At 48.2% G+C, this 22,972-nt stretch carries 25 protein-coding genes; 13 read left to right on the top strand and 12 right to left on the bottom strand.

Annotated features, from left to right (window positions below; translation table 11 throughout):
* Window positions 1–154: 154 nt before the first annotated feature.
* The gene (locus tag EJP77_RS19120; RefSeq protein ID WP_127200865.1) at window positions 155–1,348 is read left to right on the top strand and encodes a putative glycoside hydrolase; all 1,194 of its coding nucleotides are present in this window, start codon (window positions 155–157) and stop codon (window positions 1,346–1,348) included.
* A 97-nt stretch (window positions 1,349–1,445) separates the two neighbouring features.
* Window positions 1,446–2,813, top strand: a complete 1,368-nt coding sequence (locus EJP77_RS19125) for an MATE family efflux transporter (protein ID WP_127200866.1) — start codon at window positions 1,446–1,448, stop codon at window positions 2,811–2,813.
* Between the two features lie 215 nt (window positions 2,814–3,028).
* Here EJP77_RS19125 and EJP77_RS19130 read toward each other — a convergent pair whose 3' ends face one another.
* Window positions 3,029–4,369, bottom strand: coding sequence for an FtsW/RodA/SpoVE family cell cycle protein (locus EJP77_RS19130; RefSeq protein ID WP_127200867.1), 1,341 nt, complete (start codon window positions 4,367–4,369; stop codon window positions 3,029–3,031).
* A 2-nt stretch (window positions 4,370–4,371) separates the two neighbouring features.
* Window positions 4,372–4,707: a PadR family transcriptional regulator gene (locus tag EJP77_RS19135; protein ID WP_127200868.1), complete on the bottom strand. Its 336-nt coding sequence runs from the start codon at window positions 4,705–4,707 to the stop codon at window positions 4,372–4,374.
* A gap of 200 nt (window positions 4,708–4,907) precedes the next feature.
* Here EJP77_RS19135 and EJP77_RS19140 point away from each other — a divergent pair, with 200 nt between their 5' ends.
* Window positions 4,908–5,351, top strand: a complete 444-nt coding sequence (locus tag EJP77_RS19140; RefSeq protein WP_127200869.1) for a peroxiredoxin — start codon at window positions 4,908–4,910, stop codon at window positions 5,349–5,351.
* A 78-nt stretch (window positions 5,352–5,429) separates the two neighbouring features.
* Here EJP77_RS19140 and pfkA read toward each other — a convergent pair whose 3' ends face one another.
* The 3 genes from pfkA to EJP77_RS19155 all read right to left on the bottom strand — a co-directional run bounded on the left by pfkA (window position 5,430) and on the right by EJP77_RS19155 (window position 7,922).
* Window positions 5,430–6,401, bottom strand: coding sequence for a 6-phosphofructokinase (gene pfkA / locus EJP77_RS19145; protein WP_127200870.1), 972 nt, complete (start codon window positions 6,399–6,401; stop codon window positions 5,430–5,432).
* 26 nt (window positions 6,402–6,427) lie between these two features.
* On the bottom strand, window positions 6,428–7,453 hold the full coding sequence (locus EJP77_RS19150) for a tetraprenyl-beta-curcumene synthase family protein (protein WP_425464266.1): 1,026 nt from the start codon (window positions 7,451–7,453) through the stop codon (window positions 6,428–6,430).
* A gap of 154 nt (window positions 7,454–7,607) precedes the next feature.
* The gene (locus tag EJP77_RS19155; protein ID WP_127200872.1) at window positions 7,608–7,922 is read right to left on the bottom strand and encodes a hypothetical protein; all 315 of its coding nucleotides are present in this window, start codon (window positions 7,920–7,922) and stop codon (window positions 7,608–7,610) included.
* Between the two features lie 134 nt (window positions 7,923–8,056).
* Between EJP77_RS19155 and EJP77_RS19160 the strand changes: the two genes are divergently transcribed.
* Both EJP77_RS19160 and EJP77_RS19165 read left to right on the top strand, forming a co-directional pair.
* Complete coding sequence (locus EJP77_RS19160) at window positions 8,057–9,241, top strand: MFS transporter (protein WP_127200873.1); 1,185 nt, start codon at window positions 8,057–8,059, stop codon at window positions 9,239–9,241.
* 90 nt (window positions 9,242–9,331) lie between these two features.
* Window positions 9,332–9,979 (top strand): nitroreductase family protein, encoded by a 648-nt coding sequence (locus EJP77_RS19165; protein WP_127200874.1) that lies wholly within the window; start codon window positions 9,332–9,334, stop codon window positions 9,977–9,979.
* A gap of 158 nt (window positions 9,980–10,137) precedes the next feature.
* Here the strand turns inward: EJP77_RS19165 and EJP77_RS19170 are convergent, their stop codons facing one another.
* Both EJP77_RS19170 and EJP77_RS19175 read right to left on the bottom strand, forming a co-directional pair.
* Window positions 10,138–10,881: a YebC/PmpR family DNA-binding transcriptional regulator gene (locus EJP77_RS19170; protein WP_127200875.1), complete on the bottom strand. Its 744-nt coding sequence runs from the start codon at window positions 10,879–10,881 to the stop codon at window positions 10,138–10,140.
* 143 nt (window positions 10,882–11,024) lie between these two features.
* A complete protein-coding gene (locus EJP77_RS19175; RefSeq protein WP_127200876.1) occupies window positions 11,025–11,222 on the bottom strand; it encodes a cold shock domain-containing protein in 198 nt (65 codons plus the stop codon).
* Window positions 11,223–11,476: 254 nt separating this feature from the next.
* Between EJP77_RS19175 and EJP77_RS19180 the strand changes: the two genes are divergently transcribed.
* The 8 genes from EJP77_RS19180 to serS all read left to right on the top strand — a co-directional run bounded on the left by EJP77_RS19180 (window position 11,477) and on the right by serS (window position 18,004).
* Window positions 11,477–11,710 carry a hypothetical protein gene (locus EJP77_RS19180; protein WP_127200877.1) on the top strand — a complete coding sequence of 78 codons (234 nt, stop codon included), beginning with the start codon at window positions 11,477–11,479 and terminating at the stop codon, window positions 11,708–11,710.
* 32 nt (window positions 11,711–11,742) lie between these two features.
* Window positions 11,743–11,913 carry a hypothetical protein gene (locus tag EJP77_RS20745; RefSeq protein ID WP_185897402.1) on the top strand — a complete coding sequence of 57 codons (171 nt, stop codon included), beginning with the start codon at window positions 11,743–11,745 and terminating at the stop codon, window positions 11,911–11,913.
* A gap of 212 nt (window positions 11,914–12,125) precedes the next feature.
* Window positions 12,126–13,916: an oligoendopeptidase F gene (pepF, locus tag EJP77_RS19185; RefSeq protein WP_127200878.1), complete on the top strand. Its 1,791-nt coding sequence runs from the start codon at window positions 12,126–12,128 to the stop codon at window positions 13,914–13,916.
* A 76-nt stretch (window positions 13,917–13,992) separates the two neighbouring features.
* A complete protein-coding gene (locus EJP77_RS19190; RefSeq protein WP_127200879.1) occupies window positions 13,993–14,319 on the top strand; it encodes a LapA family protein in 327 nt (108 codons plus the stop codon).
* Between the two features lie 32 nt (window positions 14,320–14,351).
* Window positions 14,352–15,389 carry a M42 family metallopeptidase gene (locus EJP77_RS19195; RefSeq protein ID WP_127200880.1) on the top strand — a complete coding sequence of 346 codons (1,038 nt, stop codon included), beginning with the start codon at window positions 14,352–14,354 and terminating at the stop codon, window positions 15,387–15,389.
* Window positions 15,376–16,140 (top strand): hypothetical protein, encoded by a 765-nt coding sequence (locus EJP77_RS19200; RefSeq protein WP_127200881.1) that lies wholly within the window; start codon window positions 15,376–15,378, stop codon window positions 16,138–16,140. The genes EJP77_RS19195 and EJP77_RS19200 overlap by 14 nt, the downstream gene beginning before the upstream one ends.
* Before the next feature lie 17 nt (window positions 16,141–16,157).
* Window positions 16,158–16,463, top strand: coding sequence for a hypothetical protein (locus EJP77_RS19205; RefSeq protein ID WP_127200882.1), 306 nt, complete (start codon window positions 16,158–16,160; stop codon window positions 16,461–16,463).
* A 248-nt stretch (window positions 16,464–16,711) separates the two neighbouring features.
* The gene (gene serS / locus EJP77_RS19210; RefSeq protein ID WP_127200883.1) at window positions 16,712–18,004 is read left to right on the top strand and encodes a serine--tRNA ligase; all 1,293 of its coding nucleotides are present in this window, start codon (window positions 16,712–16,714) and stop codon (window positions 18,002–18,004) included.
* Between the two features lie 137 nt (window positions 18,005–18,141).
* Here the strand turns inward: serS and EJP77_RS19215 are convergent, their stop codons facing one another.
* From EJP77_RS19215 to EJP77_RS19235, 5 genes are read right to left on the bottom strand one after another with little or no spacing between them, the layout of a single operon-like run.
* Complete coding sequence (locus EJP77_RS19215; protein ID WP_127200884.1) at window positions 18,142–20,076, bottom strand: ABC-F family ATP-binding cassette domain-containing protein; 1,935 nt, start codon at window positions 20,074–20,076, stop codon at window positions 18,142–18,144.
* 55 nt (window positions 20,077–20,131) lie between these two features.
* Window positions 20,132–20,716 carry a TetR/AcrR family transcriptional regulator gene (locus tag EJP77_RS19220; RefSeq protein ID WP_127200885.1) on the bottom strand — a complete coding sequence of 195 codons (585 nt, stop codon included), beginning with the start codon at window positions 20,714–20,716 and terminating at the stop codon, window positions 20,132–20,134.
* A gap of 14 nt (window positions 20,717–20,730) precedes the next feature.
* The gene (locus EJP77_RS19225; protein ID WP_127200886.1) at window positions 20,731–21,537 is read right to left on the bottom strand and encodes a DUF92 domain-containing protein; all 807 of its coding nucleotides are present in this window, start codon (window positions 21,535–21,537) and stop codon (window positions 20,731–20,733) included.
* Window positions 21,538–21,540: 3 nt separating this feature from the next.
* On the bottom strand, window positions 21,541–22,173 hold the full coding sequence (locus tag EJP77_RS19230; protein WP_127200887.1) for a fumarylacetoacetate hydrolase family protein: 633 nt from the start codon (window positions 22,171–22,173) through the stop codon (window positions 21,541–21,543).
* Between the two features lie 7 nt (window positions 22,174–22,180).
* Window positions 22,181–22,960 carry a glycerophosphodiester phosphodiesterase gene (locus EJP77_RS19235; RefSeq protein WP_127200888.1) on the bottom strand — a complete coding sequence of 260 codons (780 nt, stop codon included), beginning with the start codon at window positions 22,958–22,960 and terminating at the stop codon, window positions 22,181–22,183.
* Window positions 22,961–22,972: the final 12 nt, after the last annotated feature.

Here is a 22,972-nt window from a genome sequence, read left to right on the forward strand (position 1 = left end):
ATTAATGGACGTTTAACCACATATTTTTAAGTTTAAAGAGGTTACATCGGTATATACCCAACAACTGCCATCAGAAATGACAATCCTGTTCTTTCAGGCATTTATCTTATCCGATATAATTATAGAGAGTGCAAACAAGGGAGAGAAATTTCACATGAACATCTTATGGACACTGCTAATGCTGGCTGTGAGTACTTCCTCTGGCCATCAGACGGATCAACCTCAGAAAGGAAGCCTTGCTGGTATACTGAAATCATCCTATCAATCTATCGCTACCTATACCCAGAAGGCTGCTAATGGCAAGACACCCACTGAATCCACTTCAACTTCACCGGTTAAGTCAGATCCACAGGAAGAGGCTCCCAAGGTAAAAGGGATTTATGTTACGGCCTACAGTGCAGGCGGATCTAGAATGGAGCAGCTGCTCAAATTGACGGACACTACAGACCTGAATGCCATGGTCATTGATATTAAAGACGATTCCGGTTACATAACCTACCCGACGACGAATCAGGAACTTCTTAAATACGGCAAGCCGCAGTCCTTTATCCGTGATATTCATGCATTGATGGAGCGGTTAAAGAAGCACAAAGTATATCCGATCGCCCGGGTTGTAGTCTTTAAAGACACTGTGCTTGCGAAGAAGCATCCTGAGCTATCCTTCCGCCAAAGTAATGGCACAGTATGGAGCAACGGCAAAGGAGACAGCTTCGTCAATCCTTACAGCAAAGATGTGTGGGAATATAACGTTGCTATAGCCAAAGACGCGGCAGCTCTCGGGTTCAAAGAAATTCAATTCGATTATGTACGGTTCCCCGAAGGATTTGAGAAACGGGCAAATACCTTGAAATACATCAAGGATGATAAAAGCCGTGTTGATGCGGTATCCTCCTTTGTTGATTATGCGCGCAAGGAACTTGAGCCGCTCGGCGTACGCGTGTCCGTAGATATTTTTGGCTATGCCGCTTCAGTTCCTGCAGCAGAGGGAATCGGGCAAGATTTCACGAAGATTTCCAAGAACGTGAACGTGATCTCACCCATGATCTATCCAAGCCATTACACAACAGGCTGGTTCGGTACCAAGGATCCGGATAAAGCTCCTTACCAGACCATCAAGGGTTCAATGGCCGATACACACAAGAAACTTGACCCCCTGGGTGATAAGAAGCCTATTATTCGCCCGTGGATACAGGATTTCACGGCAAGTTGGCTTGGAAGCGGACATTATTCGAAATATGGCAAACACGAAGTTGAAGAGCAGATTCGAGCACTGAGGGATATGAAGGTTGACGAATACCTGCTCTGGAATGCGAATAATCGGTATACAGCCGGTGTAGATTACAAATAAGTATTTAGTGTGGACCAAGAAAAGCCCATTAATGGGCTTTTTCTTTGTGTGAAGCGGCTTACCGCTCAAAGTAAAGCTACTGAAACGGAGATTTGAAATGAAGCAGACATTCAGCTTGAAACAGAAATATATCCAGTTTATTCATATCCTTATTCCAATCCTGGTCACGCAGATCACATTATCCCTCATGACCTTCTTCGATACCGTGATGTCAGGGCATTCAAGTCCAGCTGATCTTGCGGGAGCGGCAATTGGATCAAGTCTCTGGCTTCCTGTCCAGACCGGGCTAAGCGGTATTCTCATGGGCATCGTTCCCATTGTCTCCCATCTTGTCGGCCGGGGTGAGCGGGACCAGGTTGACTTTAATGTAATGCAAGCTTTGCTGCTGTCTCTTACGGTATCTATCGTGGTTATTGTAGGAGGGGGTATTGCGCTTGATCCTATCCTTGACGGCATGGGACTTGAGCCAAAGGTCCAGCATGTTGCCCACTACTTCCTGGTTGCCATCGGAACCGGCATCATTCCTATGTTCGGTTATACTGTACTGCGTTCTTTCATTGATTCTATTGGACAGACCCGGATATCGATGACGATTACCCTCTTGTCCCTGCCGATTAATGTACTTGTGAATTACCTGCTTATTTTCGGGAAAATGGGCTTTCCACGGCTTGGGGGGATTGGATCGGGCGTCGCTTCCGCCTTCACATACTGGTGCATATTCATATTAGCTTTTGTCATTGTCCGTAAAAGCGAGGCATTCACGAAGTACCAAATGCTGCGAAAATGGTATAAGATCTCCTTCGCTAAGTGGAAGGAGCTGCTCAAGATCGGCGTTCCGATCGGCTTCGCCATCTTCTTCGAGACAGCCGTCTTTGCAGCCGTAACTTTGTTCATGAGCAGGTATGATACAAAGACCATTGCAGCACATCAATCCGCGCTAAACTTTGCCTCAACCTTGTATATGATCCCGCTTAGTATCTGTCTTGCTTTGACGATTCTGGTAGGCTTCGAGGCCGGAGCAGCCAGACTCAGGGACGCCAAGCAGTATGCAAGGCTTGGAATCGGTACTGCAGCTGGCATGTCGATAATTACTGCCATCATATTGTTGGTCTTCCAGAACGGTGTGGCTTCCCTGTACTCCGATGAACCTGCTGTGATTGAGCTTACCAAGCACTTCCTGATCTACGCCATCTTCTTCCAGCTCTCGGATGCGATTGCCGCTCCGATTCAGGGAGCCCTTCGAGGATATAAGGATGTAAATTCACCGTTCCTTCTTGCTTTTGTAGCTTACTGGGTCATCGGCCTCCCGCTGGGATATGTGCTGGCTAATTACACCAGCCAGGGACCTTACGGCTATTGGCTGGGATTGATCAGCGGTCTGGCGGTTGCCGCCGTATCGCTATTCCTGCGGCTGGCCTATATGCAGAAAAAGTATGCCAAGGACTTGGGCCTGCCTTCGCAATAATTATATAAGTTGAACTAATGATTTACATGGTAGGCTGCCGTGTGAAATGTTCCTACGATCGCTGTTGTTCTCAGACTTCTTTAATAATTTTCATCATTTCACACTCTTGCCTATAAGTATTTCTTAAATTCAACTTATATAGATTAAAGAACGCCACCATATCCAACAAGGATATGGCGGCGTTCTTTAATCTGTGAACAGTATAAGCCGGCTCCTTACGAGGTCGAGACTGAGGATGAAGCTGCTCTAATGATATCTTTTCTCCGATAAATAGACAGCAATAATCCTACAGCCGCGAACTCAATCAGCAGATGAGAACCGCCATAGCCTACTAATGGGAAGGTCACCCCTATAATAGGAGCATAACCTATGGACATGCCCAGCCCGTACACAAGCCGGGCTCCAAGCATCATTATTATGACCAGGATCAATGATTTGCCATACTTGTCATCAACCCTTTTGTAGGCAGCTATCATACGATGAATCAGCATCAGAACAGCTATCGCCAGAATGATTCCAGCACCCCAGCCAAAGCTGTACAGCAGATAGGTCACAATGGAATCTGACTGAAGGAAAGGAAGTTCTTTAAGCGGTGCGCCCAGTCCTCTGCCCCACCAGCCTGCGGATTGAACAGCTTCTCGGGTATGGACATAGACATACCCGTAGCCATTGGGATCAATGTAAGGATTAAATGCTCCTGCAATTGTATCTCGCATATGAATAAATCGGCCATTACTAAGATAAAGATATCCACTCGCCAGGCTAATCAAAGCTCCAATCCCAATTCCTACAGCTACACTAATTTTTCGGCGATACATCCAAGCGTACAATCCTGTACATCCAATTAGATAGAATCCAAGCTCTGCAAGGGCTGGAAGGCGTATAAATATGAGAATCGGTATCCCTACGATGATTAACTCGGCAAATTTACGCTTCATTAATCCTTTCTTAAACTTTGACAATTGCTGTAAGATCCCCGCTATGGCAATTAATAGAAAGTAAGTACTAATGTTAGCCCAATCCCAAGCTAGAGAACCCAGGATAATATACCTGTGCTGACCAGCCATAAATGGACTGTTAAACGTAAAAATAAACCCCAACATAACAAAACCATACAAGTACCAAGCTGCCTTATACAACTTGCGGTAATCCAAAAAATATACCCCTATCATTACAGCAATGCCGAGTAGCAAGAAAAACACCTGTTTCTCCAAGATCCCTGCGGAAGCAAATTTACTCGCGTTAGCTGTATAACTCTCCACCACCGACCACATCGAAATGATACTGACTGCTGCAAAAAACAGCACAATCAAGATGAGTCCGAAGTTAATCCGCGGTCTATGTACCTGATGAAGCTGCTTACCGAGCACATCAGGATCGCCCATCTGGGCTACCGCCCAATTGACGGCCTCATCTGCCTCATATCCTTGGTCTAACCTAGCCTCAATCAGTTCCTCCAGATGGTTGTCCAGCTCCTCCCGAACCGAAGGATGTACTTCCTTGGCCTTTACCTGTGTACATACTCTATCCAGAAAAAAACGTCTTTGATCATCCATGCTCAGTTCCCCCCTCCTTCCCCAAGTACTGTATCAACGGCCTGCCGGAATACTCTCCACTCTGTCCTCTTCTCTTCAAGCTGCTTAAGCCCGCTATCTGTGATGCGGTAATACTTCCGTTTCCTGCCCCCGGTCTCGGTCCAGAAGGATTCCACCCATTTCTCGCTCTCCATGCTATGAAGCAGCGGATACAAGGTGCCTTCTTTCAGCGTAAAAATCCCCCCTGAACCTGCATCCAGCTGCTTGATAATCTCATACCCGTACAAAGGCTCCCGCGATAATAGCGTTAATATTAATGTGCCAGTGCTTCCTTTAATCATTTCTTTGCTAATCTTCATGACCCAGCCTCCTTCCTCGCTCAAGAACTCTACACATATACATCTTAATTCTATGCATAGTTAATCTATGTATAATAGTAAACTTAATTGGTAATATTGTCCATACCCACTTTGCAACCATTAACTCAACGTACTACAATAGACGTGAACGCAGGCATTTGCCATCATATGACTTGATAAATTAGGAGCGTGACTGTTCAATGCTCAGCAAAGGAACGAAGGCGCCGCTGTTTCGCGCCGAAAGCACACAAGGGTTGATTGATTTAGCTGAGTATGTAGGCACACGGCCTATTGTACTTATTTTCTATCCCATGGATGATACACCTGGATGTACCAAACAGCTTTGTGCAGTTAGAGATGCAGAACCTTCGTATTCCGGCTTCAATGCTCTCGTGCTCGGTGTGAATCCCGGATCGAAGGAAAGCCATGAGAAATTTGCGGCCAAGCATGGCTATGATTTCCCGCTTGTTGTGGATACGAACGGAGAGATCCGCAGCCAGTACGAGATCGGGAAGACACTCGGATTCTTGACGCAGCAGCGCGTGGTCATTGTGATCGATCTGGAAGGCAGGATCGCATTTGCGGAAAAAGGTCTAAGGCCAACCGAGGAAATCATGAATGTACTCAAGCGGATTTCCGGATAACGGAAATCCAGTGCATAAGAAAAAGGAATCCACAGCCATTACCGGCAGGATTCCTTTTTTGCAGCTAATTTATAACAATTATTGAGACAACCGTGAAGCGAGCTCGTACAATTCCATATTGAACGGCTTCTTGGTATTGACTACTTTCTCAATATCCGTAAGCACAAGCTCACCCTTGAGAACGCCGCAGCCTTTGTTCGATTCGCCTTCGATCAGTTTACGTACTGCGAAGTCACCCAAACGGCTCGCCAAGTTCCGGTCGAATGGAGTTGGGGATCCACCACGCTGAATGTGTCCAAGTACCGTAACACGCGGATCAATGGAAGGATAACGCTCTTTCAAAGCTGTAGCCACATCTTCGCCTTTGCCTACTCCTTCAGCAACGATAACGATACTATGTCTCTTACCATGGTCAAAGTTCGCCTTCATCCGGTCAGCAACTTCATTCAGATCGTAGGATACTTCAGGCACGAGAATCGTCTCGGCTCCGGAAGCTAGACCTGCATGAAGAGCAATATCTCCGCAGTGACGTCCCATAACCTCTACTACTGAAGAACGCTCGTGTGATGACATGGTATCACGAAGCTTATTCACGGCTTCCACGACCACGTTAACAGCCGTATCAAAGCCAATTGTATAATCCGTAAAGGAAATATCATTATCGATCGTTCCTGGAAGTCCCATTGTCTTGATCCCTAGACGGCTCAGCTTCTCAGCACCCTGGTAGGACCCGTCTCCGCCGATTACAACCAGGCCGTCAATGCCGCGATCCCGCAGGATTTGAGCACCTTTCTGCTGACCTTCCAAAGTCTTGAACTCAAGGCAGCGTGCAGACTGGAGAATGGTTCCCCCACGCTGGATAATATCTCCCACACTGCGGATATCCATCGCAAAAATATCATTATTCAGCAGGCCTTGGTAACCGCGCTGTATGCCGTAGACCTCAAGTCCATAGTATAGGCCGCTTCGCACAACGGCACGCACTGCTGCGTTCATTCCTTGAGAATCTCCACCGCTGGTTAATACGGCAATTTTTTTAACTTGTGTCATAATGTTTGCCTCCTCAAAATGGTTGCTTAAATATGCTTTCGGATCCAGCGGCTGTTCACAAAGAAGAATAACCTCGTCAGAGGACTCTTCTTCATTAATTTCCTGGATACGCTGCGAATTTCCTGCTGCTGGCTTACTTTGGGATCAGATAAATACAAGGCAAGCAGACCCTCAATAATCATCCGGTGAAAAGAAGCCGCAGGCAGTACAGTAACATCCTGCCTAGCAGACTGAACAATCAGGGATATCCGGTTCAGCATCATCTCTGTATTATCGTAATAATTGCAGAAATTCAGATCGCCGCCGATCCGGTCTTCATCCTGATCAATTAAATAATCAAGCATAATATGTAATCCGCATACATGCGGGAAATAAGCATGTCTGATTACCTCTGCGCTTGTCTGATCAAGATCCCTATGGCTTGCTGCCAGGAAAAGCATGAATACCCCCAGAGTAGATCCGGTAGCGGCAGCGAATTCATTCCATTCAAGCCCTGGTGCCAGGTCTTGATGCTCCGCGTGCCACTGAAGCAGGGCCGGCTCGCGCAGCTCGGGCTTAATGTGCTTGTACACTTGCAAATCTGTATACAGCTTAACCAGCATCAGAATCTGCGGCTTAGCCGCTTCATATCCGGGAAGCTTAGCGATACAGTTACGGCACGTGGCGACAAGGCGGTGCAGATACCCCCCATCCTCCTTCTCGTCGCGTAGTTCGTAATAGTCGTGCAAGGGTGCATCCGGATCAACAGCATCCAGCATGGATTGATGCAGCAGACGGAAATCATCCGCATCCATTGAAGTGCTTCGATCACACAAATTATCCAGGTAATCGCTTATGGTCTGAAAGGCTACGATTAACGGAATCAGCACGTGTCTCTGGTCCAGGCGGGCAGCCGCGTAGACTGAGCCTCCCTGACAATGAAATTCCTTGGTAGCAATACTGGCAAGGGCTTGCCGTCTAAGCTCAGGATCCGGTATGGCTTCGGCCCTTACCCTCCATTGGTCCAGCTCGGAACGCACGTCTGGCAATAAAAACTTATATACCCGGCTCATCAGCCTGATCGGATCACGGGGTATCTGATATGGGCGTTCTTCAAGATCAATCAAAGGCTTGCCTCCACATGGTAGTCATCAATCACTGGTTTGAACCATTCTTTATTATAGTATGATCCGCTTCTTTCTACAAATAAACAATATCATAGACAGCTCAGGAATGTCTCTTCCCGTCTGACTCTTCAGCCGATACTCTATACCATATATGAAGATCATTAATAATACTCGCAAGTTCTGCAATATCACTGTTAATCTTGCATGAAATTGCAAAGTTATTCTCTTCACCCAGCTCTCCCAGCTTGGTAACGATAACCTTCTCCAGCTGCATAACCCGGGTAGGGATTTGCCCGCGGATGTCTTCCCAGGTCTCGATAATCCCCCGTCTCTCCATCAAAGGCAGCTCCTCGAACGGAGTCTCAAATTCGGGAACCTTGATTCCCAGCCGGCTATCATATACAAAAACGTCCATTTCAATCCCTCCCAGAGGTATTAGATACCCCATATTATAGCGGAAATCCGATAACTTGGTGTCTCGTTATGCTATACTAACGATGGCTGTTTAATGAATTTTAATCAAAAACTACCGATTGGAGCCTCCTAAGCATGAATACTCAACATCAGATCCAGCGGGACGTTAACTGGCTTCGGGCTTTTACATTTACTGTGTACGGTATCAGTGTTCTTGTCTTCTCTTTCTTTCCCCTCTTCTATAGAAGCCTGGGATTTAGCAATGCACAGATTGGTTATCTCTACGCTATCGGGCCGATGATCTCCCTATTCTCCAATCTGCTGTGGAGTATGATCAGCGACCGTTACCGAACGATAAAGCGGATCCTTATTCTACTCTTAATTGGCCAGCTAGTACTCTCCATGATATTGTCGGTCTCCGGGTCTTTCCTCGGCATCCTGATCGTTATCATGATGTTCTATTTCTTTTATTACCCGATCTACCCGCTTGCAGATACGATGGCTATAAACACGGCCAAAGAGTATGGCAAGAGCTTCACGGTTATCCGGATTTTTGGTTCTCTTGGTTTTGCCACATTTGCGATAGTGATAGGTTATGTCCTGACCGCGCTCGGTACTTCCTGGACCATACGGATTAGCATCATACTTACCCTGATTGCTTTATTCCTGACTTTCTTCATTCGTGACCAGTCGTCTTCTGCGAATAAGATGGATACTTCTGGACTATGGAAAATACTTCGGCAAAAGGAATTGCTCTGGTTCTTCGGCTGCGTCTTCTGCCTGGCCATTGGCCACCGCATGAATGACGCCTTCCTTACGATTGCGATGAAAGAAATGGGATCCAGTGATAATCTGGTAGGCTGGGGTGTGCTTGCCTCTTCCCTCTCGGAGATCCCTGTCTTCTTCCTGTTAAGCATCTATGGGGACCGACTCAAGGAGCTCCCGCTTCTCTTATTCGCCTGCTTGATGTTCGCACTTCGGTTCCTGTTAATGAGCCTTACCGATTCGGCTGCCAGTGTCATTGCAATTCAGACTCTGCATAGTGTCACCTTCGGAATCTTCTTTGTAACTGCTGTCCGATACTTGACCAGGCTGATTCCTGATCACTACAGGGCTACCGGGCTTGCCTTGTTCACTGTAATGTGGTCCAGTGCATCAGGTCTCATCAGCGGTACATTTGGCGGTGTCATTTATGAGCATCTCGGCCGCAAGGACTTCTACCTGGTTGCCATGACCTTCAGCCTCGTTGCGTTTCTAGGGTTTGCGAGCAAATATCTGAACCGGATTTCCGGCCGTAAAGATGTAGGCAAAAGCATCTAAAAGGACCCGAGCTATCCAAAGAGAGATTGAATCCGCTATAATAGAGAAATCAAGAAGAATAGTACCTAGTCCTAAAAAGGTGGGAAACCAATGGAATTCAAGGAGTTTATGGAGATTATCCAAACCCGTCGCAGCATACGCGATTTTACAGAAGACAACGTTTCAACCCAGGATATTGAAGAAATTATTGACTGTGCCAGATTCGCACCTAGCGACACCAACTCTCAGACCTGGGAATTTATTGCCGTTGTCAATCGGGACAAGATCAAACAAATCGAAGAGTTTACATGGGAGCAGCTGCATTTAAAAGCGGCCGAAGCTGAGAAGCAAGGGCTTGGACGTGAAGCCAAACTCCTGGTTAAATCATTCGGCCCTTATGCCACGGCCTTCTCGGGTGCACCCGTGCTGATTGTGTGCTTGTCCACCCCTTATGCCTCAAAGTTCCGTGATCGGATATTTGATCCCCTAGCGTTCGGCAGCCCAGAGATTTGGGCGGAAGAAGGACTTAAGAGCAGCTGTCTGGCCTCCCAGAACTTGATGCTTGCCGCTCACGCCAAAGGGCTTGCAACCTGTCCTATGACCGGGCCCGTTCTGCTTGCAGAGGAGAAGCTTCGTGAATTCCTGGATATCCCCGAAGACCGCGGAGTCAATATGGTGATTGCCCTGGGTCATCCTGCTGTCTCCCCGAAAGCGACGCCGCGTAAGGAAGTAGCTGAGATTCTGCGTATTGTGGACTAGCATCTGGAGCCAAGCGAACCGGTTATAATTGTAAGCTTGAACAGGTGAATTATTAATGGGCAGCATTATCATTGCAAACTTTTGCCCAGTTCAACTAATAGCAAAAGGGCTCTTACTCCCTGCAACCGGGGGATAAGAGCCCTTTTGATTTTCTTTTATTAACCGATACGCTCCATTTCGGAAGCACTGATCTCAAAGTTGGAGTAGACATCCTGAACATCGTCATTATCCTCGAAGGCGTCCATCATCTTCAGCAGCTTCTCTGCATTCTCGCCCTCAACATCCACTGTGTTCTGCGGAATCCAGCGAACTTCAGCTGTACTAAATTCATAGTTCTCAGCTTCAAGAGCACTCTTCACTTTCTCCAGTTCATGTGGATGGGTGACAAGTTCAAATGTTTCGTCCGTAGTCACCATATCTTCAGCCCCAGCTTCCACAGCTTGGAGAAGCAAAGTGTCCTCGTCAATCTCCTCAAACTGCTCACGATCAATGACAAGAGATCCTTTCTCATCGAACATATATGCAACGCAGCCCGATTCCCCCATATTACCGCCCCTCTTGTTAAAGATAGAGCGGACATCTGCTGCTGTACGGTTACGATTGTCTGTCAAGCATTTCACCATGATGGCAACCCCACCAGGACCATAACCTTCATAGTAGATTTCTTCGTAATCCACATTATCCGTGCTGCCTGATGCTTTCTTGATTGCACGTTCTATATTATCCGCTGGCATCTTGATAGCACGGGCACTCGCGATGGCCGTCTTAAGTCCGAAATTGGCTTCGGGGTTGGGACCGCCTTTGCGTGCCTGCATATAAATCTCACGGCTTAATTTGACCCATTGATTGTTCTTAGCCTGGTCAGCTTTACCTTTACGTTCTTTAAACAGTTTGAATTTCATACCGTAACGCTCCCCACCTGTAATAAGTCTTGTACAAGTAATTCTATTCTCACAGTTTATCACTACCCCTGTGTTTCGGTCAAAGCAAGCAAAAAAACACAGCCCACTCGGAGCTGTGTTTTTCTTTATAAGTTGAAGTGCAATTATATTTTGTATACGTTAGCTGCTTGCGCGCCACGGTTGCCTTCAGTGATTTCGAATTCAACTTCTTGACCTTCATCCAAGGATTTGAAGCCTTCGCCTTGAATTGCTGAGAAGTGAACGAATACATCTTCGCCGCCCTCAACTGAAATGAAGCCATAACCTTTTTCTGCATTAAACCATTTAACTGTACCTTTCAAATGAACAACCTCCTAAAATAACGTCATTGAATGACGAATATCTAAATTATAACCGATCTGCAGGTTCAATGCAAAGCGTCTTTAGCCCTACATCTCGAGTCTGATTTTTCCCTGAATTCCCCTTGGTTGCATTTGCTTTCCTTAGGGCCGTGCGTTATGATTTTATAAAGCTTTTGCAAATGCTTTCCTATAATAGGGATCACACTATAGAATGTTGCTATGAACTTTATGATGCAGACTGGAGACCGAGCACGATGATCAAAAAACATGAAATTTACAAGACTGACAAATGGAATATGATGACAGTTGAAGTACAGGGAAAGTATATTGTCCTGCGGGAGATCTCTGATCAATGGGGTGAGGAAACCCACACCTTTCTTAGCCGTCCAGCCTTGATGCAGTGGGCACAGAACCGTTTTCCCAAGGATGATTTCGAAGGAAGAGAAGAAGAATGGCGCACGCTGATGAATTCCTTCAAACAAGTCTAGATTGATTTCAAAGGAGTCTTGAAGAATTACCTATGGACTATTCAAGAGTTGCCCTATTTATTGTTTTGGCTATTGTATTGGGTTTTGTCCTTATTTTGAACAAAAATAATATCCCTGCAAAGCTGAAACGCCCTATGGCCATCACTGCTCTAGTCATGATTGTCATGGCCTTTGTACTCGTAATCTACAGTTATCTGGCCTAATTTAAGGCCTAGGTCCGTTTATTCATATTGTACCTAAACTTCGGTCATACTATGGGCAAAAAAAGATTGGGAGGAATACGCCCATGAGATGTGCCATGCTCCTCTCGATCATGTTGACTTCTTGCCTGTTGACCGCTTCGGCACCGGATATGAATAAGCGGACCGTTCAAGACAAACGGCCAGTATCTCTAACTTTACCAAGGAGGATACCTATGAGCACATTACCAAAGCGTTCCGAAGTGACTGAAGCCAACAGCTGGAATCTGAATGATCTATTTCCTGACCAGAATGCCTGGGACCAATCCTATGATCAGGTCAAACAGAAGAAATCCAAGGCTTCCGATTATGAAGGCAAATTAAATACAGCTGAGAATATTAAAGCAGCTTTTGCTCTAGAGGATGAAATCTCGCTTGAGATTGAACGGCTGTTCGTATTCGCGCACCTTCATCACGATGAAGATACCACGAACCCTACATATCAAGGTCTCGTTGAGAAGGCTAAGAAACTCAGCGTGGAGATTAGTGAGGCTCTCTCTTATATCACTCCGGAGATCCTGTCCCTGCCAGAGGAAGAACTGAACGGGTTCATAGAGAACCCTGTCCTGGCTGACTATAAATTCACGCTGCAGGAGATCAAACGCGAGAAAGCCCATGTCCTCACCAAAGCTGAGGAAGCGCTTCTTGCCCAAGTCGGTAACCTGTCGCAGGCACCGAAGAATATCTTCGGCATGATCAATAATGCGGACATGAAGTTTCCGAAGATCAAGGACGAGAATGGCAAGGAAGTGGAGCTGACGCATGGCAGCTACATCCAGTTCCTGGAGAACCCGAACCGCGAAGTCCGTCAGCGGGCATTCAAAGCGATCTACGAAACTTATGGCAAGCAAAAGAATACCCTTGCTGCTACTCTCAGCTCGAATGTGAATAAGAATATTTTCTATTCTCATGTCCGCAAGTATCCTTCAGTTCTGGAAATGTCCCTCTATGGTGACAACATTTCCAAAGAGGTCTATACGAATCTGATTGACACTATCCATGAAAGCCTCCCACTGCTCCACCGCTACATGGCACTACGTAAGAAGCTCCTGGGTGTGGATGAGCTGCATATGTATGACTTGTTCGCTCCGCTTGTGGAGGAGTATAAATGGGATATCACCTATGACGAGGCGAAAAAGCTGGTTAGTGAAGGACTGCAGCCGCTGGGTGAGAATTACCTGAAAGTGCTGAAGGATGGATTCGATCACCGCTGGATCGATGTATATGAGAACGAAGGAAAACGAACAGGAGCCTACAGCTGGGGCGCATATGGAACTCACCCGTATGTGCTGCTGAACCATAACAACAATCTGAACAGCATGTTCACGCTTGCCCATGAGATGGGTCATGCGCTCCATTCTTATTTCTCGGATGAGGCCTTGAAATACAGGGATGCCCAGTATACGATCTTCCTCGCTGAAGTAGCTTCGACTACGAATGAAGCACTGCTGATGGATTATCTGCTGAAGCATGCTACTGATCCGAAACAGAAGCTGTATCTGTTGACTTACTACGCAGATCAGTTCCGGACGACGGTATTCCGTCAGACCATGTTCGCTGAATTCGAGAAGATCATTCATGAGCGCGCAGAGGCTGGAGAGTCTCTCACTCCTCAAGCGCTGTCCTCAATCTACTATGATCTGAACAAGAAATACCACGGCCCTGGCATGGTCGTTGATCAGGATATCGAGATGGAATGGGCCCGCATCCCGCATTTCTATACGAGCTTCTATGTATATAAATACGCAACGGGCTTCTCGGCTGCAACCAGCTTCTCCAAGCAAATTCTTGAGGAAGGTAAGCCAGCTGTGGACCGTTATCTTGGCTTCCTGAAGAGCGGGGGCAGTGACTACTCCATTAATATTCTGAAGAAAGCTGGCGTTGATATGTCATCGCCACAGCCGATTCGTGAAGCGATGAGTGTGTTCGGTGAACTTATCGAGCAAATGGAGAATTTGACGAAATAATTGAGTGATTCTGACGGATTAATCCCTTGCCCGCTTTGGGTAAGGGATTTTATACTGTCTTAAGAGGAGGTGCACCATGAAAATACAGTGGTCCCTGATTGCTGCTTTACTATTTGCTCTAGTGACAGCCATATTTGCAGTTATCAATGTGAGAACTGTAGATGTGAATCTATTGTTCGGTGTGGTAAAAATCCCGCTGATTCTGCTCATTATTGGCTCTACGCTGCTTGGCGGAATTATTGTCGGTTCGTTCGGCTTGTATCGCGGCTATCGACTGGATAAAGAGAATCGCCGGCTTAAGGCCCAGCTCGTTCAGGTTCAGGAGGCAACCGGTTATGTATTTCCCGAACCGGAACCTAAGGCGGATAAGGATAAGGATCAACCTCAGGATAAGAATTCTTAGGAATCCAGCAATACATACCTTTAGGAGGTTCTATGAATATTACAGTCGACGAAAATTATGTGTTGGACGTGTTAAAGAGGCTGCTTGATACTCCAAGTCCAAGCGGCTTTACGAAGCAGGCCATCCGGTTAGTTGAAGATGAAGCCAAGAATCTTGGCGTTCCTGTCTCTCTTAATGAGAAGGGCGGCGCTATATTAACGCTGAAAGGCCAAGACGACAGCCGTCGGATTGCCCTAAGCGCCCATGTGGATACCTTGGGAGCTATGGTGAGATCGATCTCTGCTCACGGCACATTAGCTATCACTTCGGTTGGGGGCTTCTCGATGAATAGTATCGAGAACGAATACTGCCAAATTCATACCCGCAGCGGGAAGGTATATACAGGCACGATTTTGACTTCCCATCCTTCTGTTCATGTATACAGTGATGCAAGAGATTTTCCCCGCAAAGAAAGCAATATGGAAGTAAGGATTGACGAGATTGTAGAGAGCAAAGAAGATGTACGGAAGCTGGGCATCCAGACTGGGGACTTCGTATCCTTCGATGCCCGCGCAGTGATCACACCAAGCGGCTTCATCAAATCCCGGCATATCGATGACAAAGCCAGCGTCGCGGCTCTTCTGGGACTGATCGAATCCGCGAAGCGTGAGGGCTGGACGCCCCGCCATGAACTTGTGTTCCTGATCTCGAATTACGAAGAGGTCGGTCATGGTGCCGCTCATATTCCTGAAGGGATTCATGAGATGATCGCTGTCGATATGGGAGCTATGGGCGACGATCTGGGCTGCAAGGAGACCGATGTCTCCATCTGTGCCAAGGATTCGAGCGGGCCGTATGATTATGATATGACCAGCAAGCTGATTGAGCTTGCTGAAGCCGGCGGTATTCCTTATGCGGTGGATATCTATCCGTATTACGGGTCCGACGCTTCCGCCGCGCTGGGCGCAGGTCACAACATCCGTGCTGCTCTGATCGGCCCGGGCGTACACGCTTCGCACTCTATGGAGCGTACGCATAAGCAAGCTGTAATAAACACTGTCAAGCTGCTTGGCGCCTATGTTACAGCTTGATGTGAATTACCGCGGAATTGCTGCCGCCAGCGTTCTGGCTGCCTGTGTAGTGCTGCTGTTATTGTGGGGGAGCTCAACTCGGCTCCCCCACTCCTACACTTATTTCAAGGCTGATGCCTCAAATAACGTGGAGCTGCATGCACTCATTTCGCGTCCTGGCGAGATTACACTCCAGTCTGCGGACGGTCCCTTGTCCAATTATTCCGGTTACGGAATCAATGGCGGTTTCTTTTACGAGAAGGATCTCCTGTCTATTGCAGCTGTGAACGATAAGCCGGTTGGAGGAACACGAGGGCAGTACGGAAGCGGCTGGTTCAATGTGAAATATCCTAGAGGTACGCTGGTGTGGGATGAGGCAGCAGGCGCCTACTCCGTGCAGGTGGTGTCTTCAGTCTCTGACATTCATGTTAAGGACCGGGAACGCTACTTCGCTCAGGGCGGGGTTAGCATGAACCTGATGAACGAGAACGTGTGGGAATATGCTGCCGAGCAGGAGCATCTGCCTTACCCGGATGAGAAACGGCTGCGTTCAGCCCTAGTCTATGGCGCGGACCAAAGGCTCTGGCTGATCGCTACGCCTACCTTGTGTACCGCGGCGGAATTCAGGCAAGCCATTCTAGAGACCATTGAACCTGGAATGCCGAAAGAAGGCATCTTTCTGGATGGGGATGGTTCAGCGCAGCTTAATTCTGCCGAGAGCAGGCTTACCGGAGATTCAAGGGTCCTTCGGCAAATCATTATTGTAAAATAAGACAAGGAGGGTTATTCTTGAAGAATCCTGTCGCCTTTGTTGTTCTAATCTTATTAAGTCTAGTGTATACAGCTGCGCTTGTGTACTACCCGGGAGTGATCCTGACCGCGGTTGGGGCCTTTTCGGGAGGTTCATTTTTCCCGCATTCACCTATGCTCCGTGAAATTTCATCCTTTATGCTGTTCGCCTATCCTATTTCGATCATCATCGCTTACTTCTGCTGGTGGGCCTATCACAAAAGAAAGTTCAAGCTCGCCTATGTTCTGGTCTGTCTGCCGCTTGTCTGGGTAATGATTACAGGGGCACTCTTGCTTGCAGCTTAGCAAATAGGTTATACTACTACAAATATTACAGCAGATCATGCCGATGAAGAGAATCCAACTCGGAGGCGTTCTCGTCAAAAGGACCCGTTCCTTCTAAGTTAACCGGAACCGCCCGTTATCGCGGACCAAAGAGGATTGAGCTTAAGATTAGCTTAATCAAATTGGGTGGCACCGCGAGTCCTAGCGCTCCTCGTCCCAAAAGACGAGGGCGCTTTTTTGTATTTTTTGCAAATAAAGGAGCGGTGAACATGTTAGATTTGAACTGGGTAAGGAGTCACGCAGAGGAAGTACAAAGGGTAACGGATCAGAAAGGTATCGGTCTTGATGTCAAAGAACTATTATTGTTAGACGATCAGAGAAGGAGAATTCTCCAAGAGGTTGAGCGGCTTAGGCAGAAACGGAATGCATGGTCCGAAGAGATTGGTGCAGCCGTTCATGAAAAGCGCAGTGAAGACGCTGCTGTATTAAGGCAGCAGGTACAAGTTAATAACACCAAGCTATCCCACCTAGAGAACGATCTGGCCCAATTAAACCGGCAGGTCTTGGCATTGAGCTTGCTCGTTCCAAATCCGGTATCACCCGACACGCCGATTGGCGGATCGGATGCAGATAATGTTCGGTTACGAACAGAAGGTAAACCGCCTGTCTTCGATTTTCCGATGAAAGATCATGTTGAATTGGGGAGAATTCATGGCATAATCGATATCCCTCGCGGGGTCAAGGCTGCAGGCAGCCGAAATTACTATCTCCGCGGAGCAGGCGTTCTTCTGCATAGAGCTGTACAGCAGCTTGCCCTTGATATGCTGATAGATCGTGGCTTTAGTCCCCTTGAAGTGCCGCTGATCGTCACTACTGAAGCAATGACCGGCACGGGCTTTTTCCCTCTTGGGCAGGACCAATGTTATCACCTTGAGGGAGAAGACAAATGGCTCGTAGGCACATCTGAAGTCCCTCTTGTCACTTACTATGCAGGTGAAATTGTAGACCTCTCCTCCCCCATCAGACTCGCGGCAGCTTCAACCTGCTTTCGAAGTGAGGTCGGCTCGGCAGGTAAAGATGTTAGCGGACTGTACCGCGTTCATCAGTTCTCAAAGGTGGAACAGATTGTACTATGTGCAAATGACTCCGAGCAATCGGAGATCATGCTCCAAGAAATAACCCGCAATGCTGAAGATCTGTTGCAGATGCTGGAGCTTCCCTATCAGGTAATGGCGGTATGCACAGGAGACATGTCGCAGAAGACCTACAAGCAGTTCGATATTGAGACCTGGATGCCAAGCCGTAAGGCTTATGGAGAGACCCATTCTTCCTCGAATCTGCTGGACTTTCAGGCACGGCGTTCGAATATTCGCTACCGCGATCCGAGTGATGGGAAGCTGAAATTCTGTCACACCCTGAACAATACAGCCGTGGCTACTCCGCGCATTCTGATTCCCCTCCTGGAGAATCACCAGAGAGAGGATGGATCGATCTACATCCCTCTTGCCCTCCGGAAATATATGAATGGGCTTGAAAGTTTGGTTCCGCTGGACCCTAGCTAATCCATTCTCTGAGCAGGCTTAACTCGACGGCACCTAAAAAATAAAGGTTCGGGGCACACAAATAAGCCTTCCATTCCGCGGAGATCCGGGAGTGGAAGGCTTATTCAAATTTTGACAAGGCTAGTACTGTAGGTTCATTATCCGTTGCGCTGGGCTTCAATTCGCTCTGCCAGCTCATTCAAATACGTCCAGCGTTCCATCAGCCGTTCAAGCTCGGCCTCTGCCTCCTGCTGCTCCCGCATAAGCTCCTGCAGCCGGGAAGCGTCGCTTGAAGCCGTCTCCATGGCAGCCGCGAGATCAGTGATCTTCTGCTCTGCCGCTTCAACCAAGCCGTCTATGGCTTCGTACTCTCTTTGCTCATTGTAGCTGAATTTAACCTTCTCCTTAGGTGAAGGAGCAGAAGCGGAAGATTCTTTCTCCGGATTCTTCTTGGCTTTGCTCTGGCTCTCTCCTGAGTCGGCCTGTCCACTGCCTTCCCGGCGCAGGCGTTCCTCATAATCGCTGTAGTCTCCTACATGAACGGCTACTGCTCCATTCCCTTCAAAGGCCATAATCTTATCGATCGTTCGATCCAGGAAATAACGGTCATGGGAGACTACGAAGACGGCCCCGGGGAACTCGTCTAGATAAGCTTCAAGAACCGTAAGGGTCTGAATATCCAGGTCGTTCGTCGGCTCATCGAGCAGAAGCACATTGGGTGCTCCCATTAACACTCTAAGCAGATACAATCTGCGCTTCTCCCCGCCTGACAGCTTGGAGATTGGGGTCCACTGCATCGTAGGCTCAAATAGGAAACGCTCCAGCATTTGAGAAGCAGTGATTCTCGAGCCATCTGCTGTGGTCACTACTTCAGCTTCGTCCTTAATATATTCAATTACCCGCTGCTCCCCATTCATTTCCTGATGCTCCTGGGTAAAGTAACCCAGCTTGACGGTCTGTCCAAGAACGACCTCGCCCCGATCGGGGGTGAGCCGACCTGCAATCAGGTTCAGCAGCGTAGACTTCCCGCTGCCATTCGGACCCACAATACCTACACGGTCACCTGGAACCGCAATGTAGGATAAATCCTGAATCAGTGTGCGGTCGCCCGCCTGCTGACCTAAATGGTCAATTTCTAGTATTTTACGGCCGAGACGTGTGGAAGCTACTGACATCTCCACAGCACCGGTACGGACCTCGCTCTTCTGACTCTGAAGCTCCTCGAACCGGTCAATCCGCGCCTTCTGCTTGGTTGTCCGTGCCTTGGCTCCTCTCCGAATCCAGGCCAGCTCGGTACGCAGCAGATTCTGCCTCTTCTGCTCCGCAGAGGCTTCCCGCTCTTCACGCTCACTCTTCAGCTCTAGGAACCGGCTGTAATTTGCTTCGTAACGGAAGAGACGACCGTGGTCGAGTTCCAGCATCACAGAAGCTACACGGTCCAGGAAATAACGGTCATGTGTAATCATGAGCAGGGCTCCGCGGCGTTTCTGTAAGTACTGCTCAAGCCACGCAACCGAATCGTTATCAATATGGTTCGTAGGTTCATCCAGTATCAGCAGTTCTGATGGCTGTATCAACGCTGATGCCAGTGCCACGCGCTTACGCTGCCCACCCGATAATGTCCCCATCAGCCTGGAGAAATCGGTAATTCCCAGCTTGGACAATATACTCTTCGCTTCACTTTCAAGCTGCCAAACCTGCAGGCGGTCAATCTCCTGACTGAGCTTCGCCGCTCTATCTTCAAGTGCCCGGTCGGCCGGATTCTCTTCCATTAACTTCAATGTCTCCATGTATTCATAGACGGTCTGAAGTTCGGGACTATCCCCTTGGAACACCTGCTGCAGCACGGTCATTTCCGGATTATAGTCCGGATTCTGAGCCAAGTAACGGATCCGCACATCATTATTAACAGAAATCTTCCCTTCATCTGCAGGCTCCAAACCTGCAATCACGCGCAGAAAGGTGGATTTACCCGTACCATTCACGCCTACTACGCCAATCTTGTCCTGATCTTCCATCCCGAAAGAGGCTCCCTGGAAAAGCACCTTTTCGCCAAAACTCTTGGATATCTGCTCTACAGTCATTATATTCATCGCTTGGTTTCCCTACTTCTACCCATGTATTTTGATTCGCTCTTCGCTTGGATGCTCATGAGGCTGGTTCATCCTGGATCGGACAACCATACATAAACAAGCGGGATACGAAAAGAATGTTCTTATTCAAGTCTTCCCCTGTTATTGATCGATCAAATAAAATATCCATCTTAAGCTGATCCAGCATACCGATATAGGCCTTAGCATGCAGCATAGGCTCAGGTACGCCAGCTTTATCAAGAACTTGGTATACCGCATCCATGTAGCTGCGGAGGAATTCTTTCATCAACCCCATCAGTTCGGGATCATTGTTAGGGGCCATAAAAAATAATTTCGTATGGTCCTTGCGTTCATAGTAATACTCCAAATGATGCTTGGCAATGAACTGCAGCTGCTCCTTCAAACTTTCACTATGCTCCAGGCCGGTATTCAATCTGCTCAGAAAGTCATTGAAATCCCGCTCCGAGACCGCGGAGAACAGCTTCTCCTTACTCTTGAAGTACAAGTATACCGTACCCTTCGCGATTCCAGCCAAGTCGGCAATGTCCGAGATCTTGGTATCATAGAAGCCTTGGGAACCGAATAAGGCGAAAGCCGCATCGAGTATGGCTTTATGTTTATCTCCCTGGACTTCACTCACATTCGTCACCCTTCCTATGCTGCCATAAATCCTACCCATAAAGCAATCAAACCGCCTGCCAGTGAACTAAGCAGATTGACCGCGTCGTTACTCATCCAAGCAAGTCCCCGTATATGAACGGTGGATTTCTCACAGTGATGAGAGACTTCAACCTCCCGCCCGCACACCGGGCAGCGGTACATTCGCTGTAGACTGGCTCCAAGAATGGAGTCGGTAAAAGCCCCTGCCAGGCCGCCAATTCCGCCTACGGCAATCCATAAGCCGATAGAGCTCGGAGAGAGGCCGCTTAGCATAAGCAGAACCCATGCTCCTATTCCAATCAATAGAGCTCCCGCTGCAGCTGCAGAACTCCCCAGCCATGACACGCCGCCTGAGGTGCCTGCCGGAAGCACCTTAAAAGTTAGTACAGAACGAGGTGGTCTTCGGCTCAGACCGCCCCATTCCGTTGCCCACGTATCCGCTGTAACCGTGCTCATGATGCCTATGAACAGATAGGCCCAAAGCGCGTCAGGCCAGAACCAGTTAGCCAGACATACGAGCATACCAAGACCGCCGTTAGCCATAACTTGTCCAGCATCGCGCCGGCCGCTCTTGGCGTAGGACTTCTCCAGCTCCTGCTTGCGGTGGCTCTTCCACTTCGAGAACAGTGTAGAAGTGATGAAGAACAACAGCAGTGTACCGAACCAAAAGGCATTCCCGGCACCATAGTACACCGTTCCCATGATCACCGCTGCACACAGGCCCGATAGAGTAAGAGATTGCTTGTAATACGCGGCCCCTGCCACGGCCGCCGCACCGATAAAGCCAATCAGCCAATCCATAGATTACTCACGGATTTCAATCGTGCAGCTGCCAAGTGTATTCTCGCCGAAACGCAGCGTAAGCTGATCTCCGTCTGCAACAGGCCCTACTCCGGCAGGAGTGCCCGTAAATATTAAATCTCCTTCGTCCAGACCATAGTGGTCCGCAATGTAATCGACGATCTCCTGGAGCGAGAAGATCATATCCTGCGTATTCCCGTGCTGAACGGTCTCTCCGTTCTTGATCAGCTCGAAGCTCGTAAGTCCAATTTCCTCCGTACCGGGAAAAGCAGTATACGGCGTTAATGGAGCTGAGCTGCGAAATCCTTTTGCCGCGGTCCAGGGATGGCCTTTCTTCTTAAGTACACTTTGAACATCCCGAAGCGTAAAGTCAATGCCCAGCGCCATAACATCCACAAGCTCATCTACGGATATTCCCGGAACATAAGGACGGGCAATCCGAAGTACCAGTTCGGCTTCATAATGAATCTCACCTTTACCTGCCGGTAAGGCTATAGTTGAACCATCCATAGGCACCACGGCATGAGAAGGCTTGAGAAAAATCATCGGTTCTGCAGGCACCTCATTGCCGAGTTCTTCCGCATGAAGCCGGTAATTCCGGCCTACACAGTATACATTACGGACTATTGATTTCATTGCTGATCTACTTCCTTCCCCATTTGAAAAGTCCAAACCTGCTGCTTCTAACCGACCGCTTGTCTATAAAAGTCTCCCGCCATACATCTGGCCGGTTCGTACAGATGAGGATATCTGGATGCATATCCGCTATCCGCTTCATCGTCCTCGCATCATCAAGGGTCCAAGCCATAACCTGGATACCCGCCTCCACAGCCAGAGCAGCAAATTCCGGTGTCAGCTGCCTATAGGATATGGAGAGAAAGTCAGATCCAAGACCCCGGAGACGATCAAGCAGATCGGCCGGTCTGCCGTCAATAATGAGTCCCGTTCGGATCTCACTATCCATGCTTCGGACATTACGAAGCGCCCCGGTATCAAATGAAGTGAGGACCACTTCCTTCTCCATCCCCTGCTTCCTGACCGTTTCAATCACGATCTGTTCAATACCGGGATACTTGTTCGCTTCGGTCTTAATCTCCAGATTCACCAGAAGCCGTCCCTTGACGGCAATAAGGAAGTCGACCAGTGTGACCAGTCTCTCCCCTGAATAGATGGTGGACTTCCAGCTTCCCGCGTCCAGCTTGCTAAGCTCACTCCAAAGCGCATCCTTGACCGGACCTCTGCCATTCGTGGTTCGGTTTAACGTGTAATCATGAATTAGAAAAGGCACCCCGTCTTTGGAGAGCTGCACGTCTACTTCAATCCACTTCACGTAAGGATCTTCCATAGCAAGCTTAACCGCTGCCATAGTATTCTCGGGGGCTATCCCCGAGAATCCCCGATGGGCGACGCAGTAATCTGTCATCTAGACCGCTCC

Origin of the sequence: Paenibacillus zeisoli, assembly GCF_003994465.1 — a bacterium.
GTDB classification, from domain to species: domain Bacteria; phylum Bacillota; class Bacilli; order Paenibacillales; family Paenibacillaceae; genus Fontibacillus; species Fontibacillus zeisoli.